This window comes from Rhodopseudomonas sp. BR0G17, from assembly GCF_010907025.1.
GTDB lineage: Bacteria > Pseudomonadota > Alphaproteobacteria > Rhizobiales > Xanthobacteraceae > Rhodopseudomonas > Rhodopseudomonas palustris_H.
This window is the reverse complement of the sequence record NZ_QUML01000044.1, coordinates 18,808-34,239: the sequence shown is the minus strand read 5'-3', so window position 1 is coordinate 34,239 and position 15,432 is coordinate 18,808. Positions and strand designations below refer to the sequence as shown.

At 64.8% G+C, this 15,432-nt stretch carries 11 protein-coding genes; 6 read left to right on the top strand and 5 right to left on the bottom strand.

Features of this window, described 5'->3' with window-relative positions:
* On the bottom strand, positions 1-1,261 hold a 1,261-nt coding region (locus tag DY467_RS23265; protein ID WP_164639300.1), incomplete at its 3' end, for an MFS transporter.
* Between the two features lie 209 nt (positions 1,262-1,470).
* Here DY467_RS23265 and DY467_RS23260 point away from each other — a divergent pair.
* Together DY467_RS23260 and DY467_RS23255 are read left to right on the top strand one after the other, a co-directional pair.
* The gene (locus DY467_RS23260; protein ID WP_164639298.1) at positions 1,471-2,538 is read left to right on the top strand and encodes a linear amide C-N hydrolase; all 1,068 of its coding nucleotides are present in this window, start codon (positions 1,471-1,473) and stop codon (positions 2,536-2,538) included.
* Between the two features lie 116 nt (positions 2,539-2,654).
* Entirely contained in the window at positions 2,655-3,830 is a 1,176-nt protein-coding gene (locus tag DY467_RS23255; RefSeq protein ID WP_164639297.1) for a serine hydrolase domain-containing protein, read from the top strand.
* Between the two features lie 301 nt (positions 3,831-4,131).
* Here the strand turns inward: DY467_RS23255 and DY467_RS23250 are convergent, their stop codons facing one another.
* From DY467_RS23250 to DY467_RS23240, 3 genes are all read right to left on the bottom strand, one after another.
* A complete protein-coding gene (locus tag DY467_RS23250; protein ID WP_164639295.1) occupies positions 4,132-5,424 on the bottom strand; it encodes an MBL fold metallo-hydrolase in 1,293 nt (430 codons plus the stop codon).
* 26 nt (positions 5,425-5,450) lie between these two features.
* A complete protein-coding gene (locus DY467_RS23245; protein ID WP_164639293.1) occupies positions 5,451-7,490 on the bottom strand; it encodes a S8 family peptidase in 2,040 nt (679 codons plus the stop codon).
* A 69-nt stretch (positions 7,491-7,559) separates the two neighbouring features.
* Positions 7,560-8,699, bottom strand: coding sequence for a patatin-like phospholipase family protein (locus DY467_RS23240; protein ID WP_164639291.1), 1,140 nt, complete (start codon positions 8,697-8,699; stop codon positions 7,560-7,562).
* A 451-nt stretch (positions 8,700-9,150) separates the two neighbouring features.
* On the opposite strand from DY467_RS23240, the gene DY467_RS23235 reads away from it, so the two are divergent.
* On the top strand, positions 9,151-9,660 hold the full coding sequence (locus DY467_RS23235) for a hypothetical protein (RefSeq protein ID WP_164639289.1): 510 nt from the start codon (positions 9,151-9,153) through the stop codon (positions 9,658-9,660).
* Positions 9,661-9,672: 12 nt separating this feature from the next.
* Here DY467_RS23235 and DY467_RS23230 read toward each other — a convergent pair whose 3' ends face one another.
* Positions 9,673-10,995 (bottom strand): caspase family protein, encoded by a 1,323-nt coding sequence (locus DY467_RS23230; RefSeq protein ID WP_164639287.1) that lies wholly within the window; start codon positions 10,993-10,995, stop codon positions 9,673-9,675.
* Positions 10,996-11,368: 373 nt separating this feature from the next.
* On the opposite strand from DY467_RS23230, the gene DY467_RS23225 reads away from it, so the two are divergent.
* Genes DY467_RS23225 through DY467_RS23215 form a run of 3 tightly spaced genes read left to right on the top strand, consistent with a single transcriptional unit; the run spans position 11,369 to position 15,029 of the window.
* Positions 11,369-13,684 (top strand): TonB-dependent siderophore receptor, encoded by a 2,316-nt coding sequence (locus tag DY467_RS23225; protein ID WP_164639285.1) that lies wholly within the window; start codon positions 11,369-11,371, stop codon positions 13,682-13,684.
* Positions 13,681-14,826, top strand: a complete 1,146-nt coding sequence (locus DY467_RS23220; protein ID WP_164639283.1) for a PepSY-associated TM helix domain-containing protein — start codon at positions 13,681-13,683, stop codon at positions 14,824-14,826. Before DY467_RS23225 ends, DY467_RS23220 begins: the two co-directional genes overlap by 4 nt.
* Positions 14,823-15,029 (top strand): hypothetical protein, encoded by a 207-nt coding sequence (locus tag DY467_RS23215; RefSeq protein WP_012495410.1) that lies wholly within the window; start codon positions 14,823-14,825, stop codon positions 15,027-15,029. The genes DY467_RS23220 and DY467_RS23215 overlap by 4 nt, the downstream gene beginning before the upstream one ends.
* The last annotated feature ends 403 nt before the right edge of the window (positions 15,030-15,432 follow it).

The following is a 15,432-nucleotide window of genomic DNA, read 5'->3' as shown; positions in this document are numbered from 1 at the left end:
CCGGAAACACCGTCCCGAGGCCGAGCGAACACAGCGACAGCAGCGTCAGAAATAGGCACAGCGGCAGTGGCGTCAGCACAGCGATCGCCGCGGCCATCAACGCCGCAAAGCCAGTGCCGATGATCGCGATCCGCTTGTAGCGCTCGACATGCACCATCGCCCGGCCGGTGAACGCCGCCCCGAACACCGAGATCGCCGCGATCGGAATTAACGCGAGGCCGGATTGGCTGGCGGTCAGATGGTACACCGCCTCGTAGTACAGCGGCATGTGCACCGTCAGCGCGATCATCGCCCCCATGGTGAACGCGCCGCCCGCCATCGCCCACGGCACCACCGTCCCGCTCATCAATTGCAGCGGCAGGAATGGTTCGCGCGCACGCAGCGCGTGCCAGACGAAGCTCACCGCCAGCAACACAGCCGCGCCCGACAGCGCCAGGATCGTCGGCGACAGCCAGGAGAAGCGGTTGCCGCCCCACGTCAGCACCAGCATCACCGCCATCGCTGCGGCCATCAGCAGTACGCCGCCGAGCCAATCCACCTTCCGGCGGCGGTGATACACCGGGATCTTCGCCATCTTCGGCAGCAGCAGCGCCAGCGCCCCGATCGCGAGCGGCAGATTGATCCAGAAGATCATCGACCAGTGCAAATGCTCGGCGAAGAAGCCGCCGAGGATCGGGCCGCCGATTCCGGCCGACACCCACACGCCGGAGAAATACGCCTGATACTGGCCGCGCTCGCGCGGGCTGACGACGTCGGAGATCACCGTCTGCACGATCGGCATGATGCCGCCGCCCCCCAGGCCTTGCAGAGCACGGCCGAGGATCAGGACGAGCAAACTCGGCGCCAGCGCGCACATCACCGAGCCGGCGACGAACAGGCTGAGCGAGACGATGATCATCACCCGGCGGCCATAGATGTCGGCGAGGCTGCCGAACACCGGCGCCACCGCCGTCGACGAAAGCAGATAGGCTGTGATCACCCAGGACAGGTTTTCGACATCGCCGAACTGACGCCCGATCGTCGGCAGCGCAGTGGCGACGATCGTCTGGTCGAGCGCCGCGAGAAACATCGCCAGCAGCAGGCTCAACAAGATTGCGCGAACTTCCCCCTGCGTCAGCACACCGGCCGGCGCCAACGGCGGAGCGTCGCCGAGATTGATCACTTCGGTCGGAATGCTAGAGAGTTCTGCGGCGGCTTCGTCGGACAGCAGATGGTAGGTCGGACCCGCAGACGTGCGGCTCTGGCGTTCAGACGTGCTCATGCGGGCGCAGAATCTCGTCGGGCTGAAGAGGATGCGGGGGAAATTAGCCAGTGCATCCTACTAGCGCATCCAGTCCCGGAGCGACAGCAACGTCAGCGCATGGGTGCGCCGCGTACCGCACCAAATCGCCAGACTCGGGATATGATCAATAATCAGCGGATGTTCCGCGCAGCAAAATACCCCACGGCTGGTGGGATCGGAGGTCAGGCATGAAGCGATTCAAGCGACGTCTCCTCGTCACCTGCGCCAGTGCCCTGGCTCTCGCGGGGGCGCTACTGCCGCCGGTCGCCGACGCGTGCACACGCCTGGTTTATCTCGGTGCTGACAATCAGGTGATCACGGCGCGATCGATGGATTGGGCCCGTGACATCGGCACCAATCTCTGGATCTTCCCCCGCGGCATCAAGCGCTCCGGCGAGGCCGGCCCCAATTCGGCACAATGGACCGCACGCTACGGCAGCGTGATCGCGTCCGCCTACGATGTCGCGACCTCGGACGGCATCAACGAGGCGGGGCTGGTCGCCAACGTGCTGTGGCTGGCGGAATCGCAATATCCGCCGTTCGACGGCTCGAAGCCGGGACTGGCTCTGTCGCTCTGGGCACAATACGCGCTCGATAATTTTGCGACCGTCGCCGAAGCGGTCGAAGCGCTGGCCAAGGAACCGTTTACGGTCGTCACCGACAAGATGCTCGGCGAGCAACGCCTTGCCACGGTCCACTTGTCGCTATCGGATGCCTCCGGCGACAGTGCCATCATCGAATACATCGACGGCAAGCAGGTGATCCACCACAGCCGGCAATATCAGGTGATGACCAATTCACCGACCTTCGATCAGCAACTCGCGCTTTATTCGTACTGGCAGCAGATCGGCGGCACGGTGATGCTGCCGGGCACCAATCGCGCCGCCGACCGCTTCGCGCGGGCGTCGTTCTATGTCGGGGCCATTCCGAAAACGCCCGACCCGGTGGAATCCATCGCCGCCGCTTTCAGCGTGATCCGCAACGCGTCGGTGCCGTTCGGCATCTCGACGCCCGACCAGCCGAACATCTCCTCGACCCGCTGGCGCAGCGTCGCCGACCACAAGCGCAAACTGTACTTCTTTGAGTCCGCACTGACGCCGAATGTGTTCTGGGTCGATCTCACCAAGATCGAATTCGCCGCCGACAAGGGCACGGTGAAGAAGCTCGACCTCGGCCCCGGCCAAAGCAACATCTTCTCCGGCGAAGTGCACGATCGCTTCAAGCCGGCGGAGCCGTTCAAGTTTCAAGGGCTGTGAGGTCAACGCAGACAGCATAGAACAGAATCAAGGTGCACTCGCCGGGAACTAGGCCGCCAGCATGGACCGTCGGCGGCCTAGCGCCTACATCCTCCGGGTACCCACCTGGAGTTCGCATGCCCCGTTCCGATCTAGCCGCACCGGAGGACGCATCCGGCGCGACGCTCGCCAACTGGCGCGAGCTGCCGTTCAGCCGCTGGTCGTTCCGCAACATCGATACCCTGATCCCGACCGAGAGGATCGCCAACGCGCCGGACGATATCTGGTCCCTGCCCGCGGCACCGCGCGATTTGGCTGACTTTCGCGTCCGGCCCCAAGGCGGCGGAACGCTCGACCTCGACGGCTTCCTCACCGCCACCGAGACCGACGCGCTGGTCGTGCTCAAGGACGGCAGGATCGCGGTTGAGACCTACGCCAACGGCACCACCGCCACGACGCCGCACATCATCATGTCGGCCTCGAAATCGCTCACCGGGCTGATCGCCGGAATCCTCAGCGAGCGCGGCCACCTGCATGTCGACGCCGAGGTGACGACGCTGATCCCGGAAGTGGCGGGCACAGCCTATCAGGGCGCGACATTGCGACAGGTGCTGGACATGCGGACCGGCATCCAGATCGACCTCGACGCCCAGCGCGCCTATGCGGCTGCCGCCGGCTGGGATCCAGTGCCTGAGGACCTGCCGCCGACCGATCTGAAGACGTTCTATCGCTGTCTCAAGATCAAGCCACAGCCGCATGGCGGTCCGTTCCGCTACGTCTCCGCCAACACCGATCTGCTCGGCTGGGCGATCGAGCGCGCCACCGGTACCAGCTTTGCCACGCTGGTCTCCGACCTGTTGTGGCGGCCGCTCGGCGCCGAACAGCCTGCCTCGATCACCACAGACCGGCAGGGCCAGGCGCGCGCTACCGGCGGCTTCAGCATGGTGGCACGCGACTTGGCGCGTATCGGCCAGATGATGCTCGACGACGGCTACCGCGACGGCCGCACGATCGTTCCGCCGTCATGGATCGACGATCTATGGACGGCCGGCGACCGGGATGCGTGGCGGCAGGGCGAGTGGCAGAAATTGTTCCCTTACCGGAATTTCAGCTATCGCGGCGGCTGGTACGTGATTCACGATGAGCCGAAGACGATGTTTGCGATGGGAATCCACGGCCAGAATCTCTTCATCGATCCGGAGAATCGGCTGGTGATCGCCAAGCTATCGTCGCAGGGCGCGGCGGTCGACAATGCGGCCTGGGCGGTGACACATCGTGCGCTGCCGGAATTTCGTCGCTGCCTCGCCTCGTAAGAGTACTGGGGGCCGGCGGAATTCGTGCCACCAAAACGGGCGCGCGATGCGATTGAAGGACAAATACAAATAAAGAGGCCCGGTCGCCATTCGGCGCCCGGGCCCAAGTCTAGGGAGGAAACGCCCCAAGGAAGGGGACCGCGACGAACCGCATCGCGGATGTTCAGTATGTGACACACTTCTAGCGTGCGTTCTATTTGGGCAAATCCCGAGTCCGGGAATGTCCCGATGGTAGTTTTACGGAGGCGGCTTAGTCCCCCGGGCACAGCGACGATCTGGTATGGCCGCGCCGACCGCCCTGTCAGAGCGCGACCTTATCGAGCAGATCGATCAGATGCGGTTTGTTGTCGGACACGATCTTCACCTTGGCAGCCAACTCCGGGTTATTGGCGAAGAACGCCAGCAGCCCCTGCTCCTCGGCCGACCAATCCGGCCGCACACCGCCTTTCGGCGGCTTCGCCCGGCCCGCTTCCTTGGCCTGCTGCTTGACCCAATCGGCCTCGCGGCCGGCATCGATCTCCTCGATCGGATAGGTCAGATGGATCGTAAAGTCGTCGGCCACGTCCCTCGCATCCAGCAGCATTTGCAGCGTGGCCCGCTCCGGATTGCCGTAGTCGCCGTTGCCGGAGAACACGTAGTGATCGGCAGTGACGCGTTCGAAGAACGAGGTCTCCATGTTGTTGTCGCTGCCATGATGCGGCACCTTCAAAATATCGACGTGCAGCGTCTCGTTCTCGGCCAGCTTGCCGGCCGTCTCAAGCCCCTCGATGATCTTGTCGCCTCGCGCATCGCCGGTCAGCAGCATGGTCTTGCCGCCGCATTCGGCGAGCAGCACGATGCTCGACAGGTTCGGCACTGATTTGTCGACGAACGCTGCAAGCATCGCCGACGCGGTGGGACGGGTGCCGTCGGCTTTACGTTGCCGCAGCCACTGATCGTGCATGTCCTGCAGAGCCTGCAGTTCGTCCTGCAGCGGGCCCGCGACGGTGATCGTCACACCGTTGAGGTCGACCGGCACGGCGTCGGCAGCGGTCAGGATCAGCTTGCCCTTGAACTTGTGGTTCGGCCTCCAGCCGAGATCGGCAGCGTCATCGCGAAGCGTCCGCCCCTGCGGCACGCTGGCAAGCACGGCTTGCGCCGCAGCCTCTTCCTCGCTGTCGCCGATCTCGACGCCGGCGAACATATTAGTGTCGGCGCCGGCGAGGATCGAGGCAGTGCCGAAACCGCTCGCTAGCTCATCCGGCTTGGTCGATAGCAGGTCGTCGAAACTGTTGTGCCACAGGCTGGTCACTGCCAGCCGGATGCCGGCGGCCTGACTGCGCTGCTCGCCGGTCAGATCGAGGATACCGTGGATGTGGTCATCATCGATATGACTGACCAGCACCACATCCACCGGCAGCGGGTCGGCCGTATCGAGCAGTTCGGCCTTCTCGCGCGCCGCGCGCAGTTTCTGCAGCCGCGGCTTCAGGTACTTCGCATAGACCGTGGCCGGCCCGCCATCGATCAGCATCAGGCGGGGCTTCTCCGCTGTGCCATAATGCAGCATCAGGCAATCGCCCTGCCTCGCCCTCAGCACGTCGAGACTGAAATACATCGTCTTGGTCCACTGTTTGTGCAGCGTCAGATCGACTGGAAGGCGCGCAGCACATCCAGCATGCCGTGGCCCTGAAAACTGCGCTCGCGGCCGAGATCGGTAGCGCTGGCGCAGAGGATCTGCTTGACCCGCCGCGGCTGGCCGATCAGCTCTTCGTAGCGCGCCAGCAGCATCGCGGCCGCCCCGCTGACATGCGGCGCCGCCATGCTGGTGCCGGATTCCGGCGCCCATCCGTGATCCAGCACGGTGGAGTGCACCCGCTCACCGGGGGCGACCAAATCCGGCTTCAGCCGGCCATCGCCAGTCGGCCCACGGCTGGAGAAAAAGCTGATGCCGTAGGTCTGCGGCCAGTTGCCGTGAGTCGAGCCGACGGTGATGACGCCCTCGCCGTTACCCGGATCGGTGATGCTGAATGCGGCGTAGTTCTCGAATGGGCCATCGACCGTCTGGAACTTCTGGTAACCGCGGTTGCCGGCGGCGGCCACCACCACGACGCCGCTCTCCACCAGCCGTTCGCATTCGTTGCACACCGGCGTTCGCCCGCAGGCGTAGTTGCGCACATTATGCGGGATCGACAGGCTGAGATTGACGCCGTGGACGGTAATGTAGTTATGCCGCTCGTTGATGTAGCGGATGTATTGCAGCGCTGCGATCACGGCAAATTCGGTGTCGGCGGTGGTCTTGCCGATCACTCGGAAATCGTACAGCCGGATATCCGGACACATGCCGCTGTAAACCGAGCCGGCGAAATCGCCATCGGCGCCGATGATGCCGGCAACGTGGGTGCCGTGCGGATTGGTCGGCGCCTTTGGGGTCTTCAGCGTGATCAGCTTTTCAACGTCAGCCCAATTGATCGGCCGCCGGTTTTCAGCATCCGCGGAAATCCGTTCGAGGCATGCCTTCGCTGAGCCGATGTCCAACCCAGCTCCGGCTGCCAGTTCGGCCAGCACGGCGGGCTCGACATCGTCGACCTCGCTGGTGACGATCTCGCGGATGCGCGTAAAATCGAAGGTCTTCTTGACCCGGCTGACGAACACCGGATGCTCGGGATCGGTCGTCGCCTGCTCGTCGATCATCTGCAGCGCCGGGTGACTGCCGTCGATGCCGGAGTCGATCACGCCCCAGACGATCCGGTCGCACATCACGCGGAACAGCGACTGGGCCGCATCCGCCTTCACCGCCGGCACCGAGCGGTCGAGCGCCGTGTCGGCTCGCCGATTGAGCGAGACCTGGAAGATGAAGCCCTCGGCAAGCGCCTCGTCATCGAGATCGCCCGCTTCGGCACTGGTGCGGAGCAAATCGTCCAGATGCTCCTGCACCTTCGGATAGACCTCGAACACTTGTTCGATGATCTCCTCGGCGTACGGCACGTAGAGTGCGAAAGCTTGATCCGCGGTCAGCTCAGGCAGCGGCGGCAACGGCTGGCGCGGCTCGCCATCCTTGCCCGGCAGCGGAAGGTCCTCGGCGCGGCGGGCGCGCTTGCCGATCCAGAAGATCAATCCCGCGAGCGCGATGTAACGCTCCAGCGACGAGTAGTTCTCAGGATCGATGCTGATCCGCGCCTTGCGGGTGGCGCCCGGCGGCGTCTGCAGCAGCTTGACCAGCGCAGCTCTGCGGTCGGCGACATTCTCGATCCGGCCGGCGACTTGCGGCTGCCGCCACCATTGCGTCAGCGGCACCAAAATGCACAGCACCTCGCCGAAAAACAGCTGCGCGGCAACCAGCCCCTGCAAATAGGCGATCTTGGCGGATTCAAGCGGCCGTAACGTCGAGGGGCTGATCTTCTCGCCGTTCTTGCCATTCCAGATCGAACGCCCGATCCGGATCATGCTGGCGACGTCGGCGGCGGTCGCCTTGTAGTGCGGCGTAATCAGTACGTCCTGGCGCGCGCCGGGATCGAGCGCATAAGCGGTCCAGACATCGCCGAGCAGCGGAGAGTCCTGCAGCACCCGGCGATCGTCGGCGGGGCCGAGCAGGATCGTCTCGACGATCTCGCCCGGCAGCGAGAACTGCATCGGCCGGTCGTCGTCGCCGGTCGGCCATGACGCCCCAATGTCCCCCGCCATTGCTTGTCCTCCCGCTGGCGACCTTCCGATGCGTCTGCATCCAACCGGGCCGGCGTGGCCCTCCGGGATTCACACGCCCGATTGGGGATACGGAAACTGCTTCGGCGCCGGCAGCTTATCGTCGACATGCTTGCGCAGCGCTGCGTCGCACACCGCGTAGCCCCAATTGATCAGGCGATCCTGGGTGACGTCGTCGAGCCGCTTCAGGCGGGTGGCGATCTCGGCGAGCTGCATGGTGCGGATGTGGGGGCACGGCAGCGCGTCCGGCAACTGGTAGTCGCCGATGTCGGTGCGGATGCCCCAATAGGCGCCGCCGCGCACATGCGCCTTGAAGGAGTCGATCAGCTGCCGCTTGCGCAGCGCGCGGACTTGGTTGTCGACGAGATTCAGCACCCGATACGAGTGCTGCGCCCAATCCGTCGCCGGCTCCTCCTCGGCGGCGATGTGACCGCCGGCATCGCTCACCAGGATCGTGGTGTAGCGCTTCCACGCCGTCTCCAGCCCGAGATTGTCGTACACGCCGCCGTCGGTGAGAAACACCCGGCTGGTGAACGGCTCGCGCTGCAGGTCGTCGCCGGAATTCGGCGTGAATTTGGTCGGATCGAGCCGCAGCTGGAACGGCGACAGCACCGGCGGAAATGCCGACGATGCGGTGACCGCCTGAGCCAGCGTGACCGTCGGATTCTTCACCTCGCCGACGCGGTAATCACGCATGAACGGCTTGGCGAACCGCCACAGCACGCCCGATTGGACATTGGTGGCGTTGATGACGAAGCGCGGTGCATCCGGCAGATCCTGCAGCGTGGCGCCGTGAAACAACCCGCTATCATAAGCCTTGGCGATCTCGTCGCCGATCGACACACCGGGCAGCGCGATGCCCCACAGGATCGATCCGGCGTCGATGGTCTCGCTGGCAAAGGCGCGCAGCGGCGCAACCACCTCGCGCACGAATTCGGTCGTGGTGCTGCCTGGTGCAAAGCTCAGCTGCGACCATTTCAGCGCCAGCACACCCGCCGTGATCGAGCCGCCTGACACGCTCGAAATCCGGCTGACGGATTTGAGAATCCCGGTCTCGTGCAGCCGCCACAACACCCCGACGTGAAAGACCATCGCGCGGTAGCCGCCGCCGGACAGACACAGCGCGATGCCATCCTCTAGCTTCGGTGGCACGGTTTCGGTCGGCACACGTCCTACAGGTGAATCGGTCATGCCCACTGCCCTCTCAAATCGGCTGGACGACCTCAATCAGCTCACGTCATCACGCGACGTCTTCACGTTCACCCGCATGACATAACTATTCATCAAGCAGGCAAATACGACTTACAGTTGAAGGCTAGCACCGCTCACTCTTGCTGTAAAGTAATCGTGCTTCGCGCTCCATCGCGGCGCGACCGATGGAGCGGCGCACAATGAGTAACGTCATTGACGTCACACAATTACCAGACGCTGTCACCGGGTCGCCGCCGATATCAATCAGCAGATCCGGTGAAGGGACAGCAGGTGCGCAACCTGCTCTTGACGGCTACCGCGGCACCGGCAAAGCTGACGCACGTCGGGCTCGATGAGCTGGCACGCGTCGCTTCGTCGGCGTGTGGGTGCATTGATCGATGCCAACTGCCGACCGCTCATCACTGCCGTTGCGTTTCGGAAAAAGCCTCGCATGACCATCACCATCAGCAGATCGATCGTCCGTGTTGCGCTGCTCGCGGTCACGCTGCCCGCCGCTGCGCTGCCGCAGCTCGCCGCGGCGCAATCGGGCAGTGCCGGTGGCAGCATCGGCAACACTGACAAGGCGGTGACCGGCTCCCGCAAAGCGGTACGCGACGCCGAGCCGTCCCGCCCGGCACGCGCCAGCCGGTCCGAGCCGCGCGAACGGCGCAGCGCAAGACGCAGCACTGGCGGCAGCGGCGATAGCTTTGACGGGGCCTGGCTGGTCGCCAGCGTCGGCCGGCCGTGTGGAGCCGCTTCGGAAGCGGTGCTGATCAGCAGCGGCCGGCTCGTCGGGCAATATACGTCGGGCCGGGTTTCCGCGAGCGGCCAGGCCAGCGGCGCCGGCGCGGCCGGCGGGGTGAGCTGGACGTCGTCAGGCAGGTTCTCCGGCCGTCACGGCTCCGGCACCTTCCGGCGCTCCGACGGATGCGCCGGGACCTGGACGGCATCCAAGCAATAACGTCCTGCAGCGTCAGCGGCCGGTGCCATCGGCGCACACTGCGCCGACGATGCGACATCCTTTGCCGGACTTCGCGCACGAGTTCAGTGCTGCGTCCTTGGCGAGTTGAAGGCTCTCGCGGTCGAGCAGCGCCCAGGAGTCGCGCGACACCGCGAACGCGCCGCAGCGCGATCCGTAGAAGCTGAGTTCGACCGCGCACTTGGCGGTGCCGCAATTGCCGCGCGCGTCGGTCACCGCCGCCTTGCGGCTGCGATGATTCCAGGAAATCCCCCACTTCTCTTTATCCGGGTCGTACACGATCGACCCCCACGGCTGCAGATCGACCGTCTCGCGTAACCGGTCGAGCAGCCCCTCGGTCGCCTCCCCGGTCTGCGGCAGCGCCGCCTTCTGCTGATACTGGCCGATTGCGCGGCGCAGCCCGTTGTTCGGATCGGGCTGGTCGGGATCGAAATTCAGCTCATACAGCCGCTCACGCAGTTCGCGCAGCTCAACGGCCCCTGTGAGCGGCATACGATCGCGATCCGAGCGCGGCTCGCTCAGCCGCGCCTCCTGGCTCGCAGCCGGCGCCACTGGCTGCGGCGCGACGAAGTAGAACGTGCCGTCGATCGGCGACGACGACACCCAAGGCTGCTGGGCCCCCGCGGTCGCCCGCATCACCGCCAAACCCACCTGATTAAACGTCTGGAAAATGTCGAGCCCGGCCCGCCGCACGGTGGTCGACAGCGCCCTGGTATAGGGACTGTGGCCGTCGGCACCGTCCAGCGCGACGCTGCCCGGCTGGGTCGCGTAGGAGATCAGCGTCCCATCCGGCGCGCGCATCTGCGCCAGACCGCCCTCCGCGGCCCGCAGTCCGCGCGTGCCGAACGGGTTGTTGCGGCACGCATCGAGGATCACGATCTTCAGCCGCGTCCCTGCTCCCTGCATCTGCCGCAGCACGACGTTGACATCGACCATCTGGAAGTCGACGTCGGCCTCGCGCACCGGATTGGCGTTCACCGGCACCAGATAATTGGCGCCGCTGACCTGCACCCCGTGGCCGGCATAAAAGAACAGCGCCACGTCGGCGCCTTCGCTCTGGCGGCCGAACGCCTGCACGGCGCCATCGAGCGCCTGCTTGTCGAGATCGAGCTGGGCGCGCTCGCCGACCAGCGTGAAGCCGATCGCCCCCAGCGTTTCGGCCATCAGCGCCGCATCGTTCTTCGGATTGTCGAGCCGCGACACGTTCTGGTAGCCGGAATTGCCGATCACCAAGGCGACCCGCTTGTCGGCCAGCGCCGGCGATTGCCAAATCGCCGCCGACAGCATCAGCGCAATTCCGGTCGCAATCCGCCCCATGCCAGATCCGCCTACGCTCGGGTCGGGCCACAGACTATCCGGATTCCACGACCCGGCAAAACCGGGTTTGCGCCGGCAAATGGCCGGCAAGTCATCGCGGCAACCCGTCACGCTCGGCCCGATCGCCGAGTCATCCCCAATCACCTCATGTGATTTGAGCGATTCAAAAGTGATGGTGCGGTAACGTGCATCTCTGTCCCGCCGCGCACAGTTCAACTGAATCAATGCGATACTCGCCCATCAGGATCGTGCGCAGGCGAGCGCCTGATATCGTTTGATAGATTCCAAACTGGCTTCGCGCAAAAGCTTCGCAGCAGCGTTGATACACGTTGCCGTATCCGATTACTTCGCCGCCTCGATTTGGGGGCAAGCGATGAAATTGGGTTTTGCCGGCGTGAATGCCGGTCGCAGTTCTGTGGTCAACGCGCTGCTGCTGACGAGCGCGCTGATCTCACCGGCGGTGTGGCCCTCGGCGCAAGCCGCCGCGCAGGATGCCAAACCGCGGGCGACCCAGCTGCCCGCCGTCGAAGTCGCCGCCCCGGAGGCGAGCCGGCGCCAGGCGCAGCCTGCGCGCGACCGGAATCGCGCCGCCGCGGGCCCATCGCGCCGCTCAGCCCAGCGCGCCGCGCAAGCTCCGCAGCCAGTGCAGCCCACCCAGCGCGCGGTGTTCGAACGCGGCACAGATCCGGTGCCGGGCTTCGTCCCCAGCGTCAGTGCCAGCGGCACCAAGACCGACACCAAGCTGATCGAAACGCCGCAATCGATCTCGGTGATCAGCCGAGACAATCTCGATGCGCGCGGCGTCGACACCATCGCGCAGGCGCTGCAATACACCGCCGGTGTCGCGGTGCAGACCGGCGGCGCCGATCCGCGCTACGATCAGGCCCGCATCCGCGGCTTCGAGACCAACGGCTTCTCCAATTTCCGCGATGGATTGCGCGACACCGCCAACGGCTCGGCCTATTTCTCGGTGTTCCGCAATGAGCCCTACGGCGTCCAGCGCGTCGACGTCGTCAAGGGACCGAGCTCGGTGATGTACGGCCAGAGCCCGCCCGGCGGCCTGATCGATCTGATCAGCAAACGCCCGACCGATCAGGCGTTCGGCGAAGTGGTCGGCCTCGTCGGCACCGCCGACCGGCTGCAGGGCGCGTTCGATGTCGGCGGCCCGATCGACAAGGACAAGACCCTGCTCTATCGCCTGACCGGCGTGCTGCGGGATTCCGACGCGCAGATCGCCAAATTCTCCGACAAGGTGAAGGACGACCGGGCCTATATCGCACCGGCGGTGACCTGGCGTCCCACCAACGACACCTCGCTGACGATCCTCAGCGACTTCCAGCACGATGTGTTCGGCAACGCGTTTCCGGTCTCGGTCGGTGTCGTGCGAGGCGGCAAGATTGTCGACGTAAAGGCGCTGCCGCTGTTTCTTGGCGATCCGTCGTACAACACTTTCGACCAGACCCAATATCGGATCGGCTATCAGTTCGAGCACCGCTTCAGCGACGATCTGATCGTGCGCTCGCGCGCCCGTTACGGCCATGTCGACCTGGAATATCGCTACATCACCTTTGCCGGCACGCCGCTCGACACCCAGACCGTATTTCCGCGGGTCTCACGCAAGGTGCTGGAGACCACCGACAGCTTCAACATCGACAACCACGTCATCGCCAAGACCTGGACCGGTCCGCTGCAGCACACGGTGCTGATCGGCACCGATTATCAGGCGTTCCAACTCGGCGGCGATCAGTTCGGCGGCACCGCGCCATCGCTCAGCCGGATCAACCCGGTTTACGGCCAGCAGATCGTGATCCCGACGACGCTGCTGCAGAGCTACAAGCAGAACCTGAACCAGGCCGGCATCTATCTGCAAGACCAGATCAAGCTGCAGAACTGGATCCTGACGCTCGGCGGCCGCTACGATGCCGCCCAGCAGACCACCCTCAACCGCCTGAACGGCGTGCCGCAGCCGAACGACGACACCGCCTTCACCAAGCGCGCCGGCCTGACCTACGTCTTCGACAGCGGCGTTGCCCCCTATGTCAGCTATTCCGAATCGTTCCTGCCCACGGCCGGCATCGATTTCAGCTCGAATGCCTTCAAGCCAACCAAGGGCAAGCAGTACGAAGGCGGCATCAAGTTCCAGCCGAACCGAGACCTCTTGTTCACCGCGGCGGTCTTCGACCTGACCCAGGACAACGTGCTGACGGCCGACCCGCTGCATCTGAACTACAGCATCCAAACCGGCCAGGTGAATTCGCGCGGCCTCGAGCTCGAATTGCTCGCCAAACCGATGCCGGGGCTGAATGTCCTGGCGACTTACACATTGCAGAACGTCAAGAACACCCAGAGTAACAACGGCGATATCGGCAAGGTGCCGGTGCAGATCCCCCGCAACATGGCGTCCGGCTTCGTCGATTACACGCTGCAGAGCGGACCGCTCGCCGGCTGGGGCTTCGGAGCCGGCGTCCGCTACGTTGGTGAATCCTACATGGACATCCTCAACACGCTGACCAACGACGCCTATACGGTGTTCGACGCCGGGCTGCATTATCGCCAGCCGAAGGGCATCAATCTGGCGCTCAACGTCAAGAACATCGCCAATAACGACCACGCGCAGTGCACGGTGACCGGCGGCTGTCAGTACATCACCCCGCGGGTCATCACCGCAACCGCGAGCTATCGCTGGTGACCGGGACACGCGCACTCAGGGTCTGGAGCAAGGTCCACACCTGGACCTCGCTGATCAGCATGCTGTTCATGCTGATGCTGTGTCTCACCGGCCTGCCGTTGATCTTCCATGAGGAGATCGAGGAACTGACCGAGCAGCAGTTCGTGGCGCCGCAGCTCCCAGGCGGCACGCCGGCGGCGCCGGCCGACGACGTCCTCCACGCCGCACAACAGGCCCGCCCAGGCGATCACGTGCTGTTCGTCACCTGGCGCGACGAGCAACCGAACACGGTCGTGGTCACGATGTCGCCGACGCCCAAGCCGGTGCGCGGGCAATTCTATCGGCTGGTGATGGACGGCCGCACCAAGGCGGTGCTCGGCGAGGAGCGGCCGCAGCGCGGCGTGATGGACATCATCCTGCTGCTGCACAAGAACATGCTGCTGGAGCTGCCCGGCGAACTGTTCCTTGGCGCGATGGGCCTGCTGCTGGTGGTGTCGATCGTCTCCGGCGTCGTGGTCTATGCGCCGTTCATGCGGCGGCTCGAATTCGGTACCGTCCGTCAGCGCTCGCGGCGGCTGAAATGGCTCGACCTGCATAACCTGTTCGGCATCGTCACCACGGTCTGGCTGTTCGTCGTCGGCGGCACCGGCGTGATCAACACGCTGGCGATGCCGATGTACGACTACTGGCGCGGCCAGGTACTGCCGCCTCTGCTGGCACCGTATCGCGGTGCGCCGGTCGCCCAACCATCCTCGCTGGATCAGGCGATCGCGCGGGTCCGCGCTGCTATGCCGGAGGGACGTCTTTCCTCGATCACGATGCCGACCGCGGAGAATTTCGGGAGCCCCCGCCATCTCGTGGTCTGGATGAAGGGCAACTCCGCGCTCACGGCGCTGATCGCCACCCCGACGCTGGTCGATGTCGATCAAACCGTCCCCGTGCTGGTGCCGCAGATGCCTTGGTATTTGACGCTGCTGCAGATGTCGCGGCCGCTGCACTTCGGCGACTACGGTGGCCTGCCACTCAAGATCGTCTGGGGGCTGCTCGACCTCGTCTGCATCGTCGTGCTGATCACCGGACTTTATCTCTGGGTCGCAAAGCAGCGCTTCGGCGGCAGCGTCCGCAGCCGCACCGCGGCGCCATCCGATGCGAGGCCGGCATGACCACGCCCCGCAGAGCCTCGCACACCACCGCGCAGATCTTCGCCGCGCCGCTCGCGATAGGCGTCATCACCGCCCTCGGGCTGACGACAGCGTTGCTCGGCGACGGGCTGTGGGACTGGATCTCCTGGATCGCGCTCGCACTGCCCGTTGCGGTGGCGGTCGTGTATTGGCAGATCGGCCCGAAGCGGGCCGAGCCTCGATAAAGGGACAGTTGTTCAACACAGACAGACGTCATCGCCCGGCTCGTCCGGGCGACCCAGTATCGCAGAGCGCCGCCTGTTTAGAGCAGTTCTGTTTTTCTTAGAATCAGTGCTGATCCACGCCGCCTGCCACATGCACAACCTCATGGTGAGGAGGCGCGTAGCGCCGTCTCGAACCATGTGACGCAGGGAATGCGTTGCCCCATCCTTCGAGACGCCCGGCTTCGCCTGGCTCCTCAGGATGAGGACTCAGTGCCTTCGGAAAGGTCGGATCGTTCAATCAGACGATGAAACGCTCTAGCTCGGCGAGCAAGACAACCGCTCTGGAATACTGGATCCCCGCTTTCGCGGGGATGACGGCGCAGAGCGGAGCTGCAGCGGTCAGGTCATGGACGCTGCCGCTCCC

Bases quoted from the DNA above. Each gene is read 5' to 3' on its own strand.
- DY467_RS23230 (WP_164639287.1), bottom strand. From the start codon at position 10,995: ATGGGGCGGATTGCGACCGGAATTGCGCTGATGCTGTCGGCGGCGATT.
- DY467_RS23255 (WP_164639297.1), top strand. From the start codon at position 2,655: ATGCCCCGTTCCGATCTAGCCGCACCGGAGGACGCATCCGGCGCGACG.
- DY467_RS23250 (WP_164639295.1), bottom strand. From the start codon at position 5,424: ATGTATTTCAGTCTCGACGTGCTGAGGGCGAGGCAGGGCGATTGCCTG.
- DY467_RS23225 (WP_164639285.1), top strand. From the start codon at position 11,369: ATGAAATTGGGTTTTGCCGGCGTGAATGCCGGTCGCAGTTCTGTGGTC.
- DY467_RS23215 (WP_012495410.1), top strand. From the start codon at position 14,823: ATGACCACGCCCCGCAGAGCCTCGCACACCACCGCGCAGATCTTCGCC.
- DY467_RS23235 (WP_164639289.1), top strand. From the start codon at position 9,151: ATGACCATCACCATCAGCAGATCGATCGTCCGTGTTGCGCTGCTCGCG.
- DY467_RS23260 (WP_164639298.1), top strand. From the start codon at position 1,471: ATGAAGCGATTCAAGCGACGTCTCCTCGTCACCTGCGCCAGTGCCCTG.
- DY467_RS23240 (WP_164639291.1), bottom strand. From the start codon at position 8,699: ATGACCGATTCACCTGTAGGACGTGTGCCGACCGAAACCGTGCCACCG.
- DY467_RS23245 (WP_164639293.1), bottom strand. From the start codon at position 7,490: ATGGCGGGGGACATTGGGGCGTCATGGCCGACCGGCGACGACGACCGG.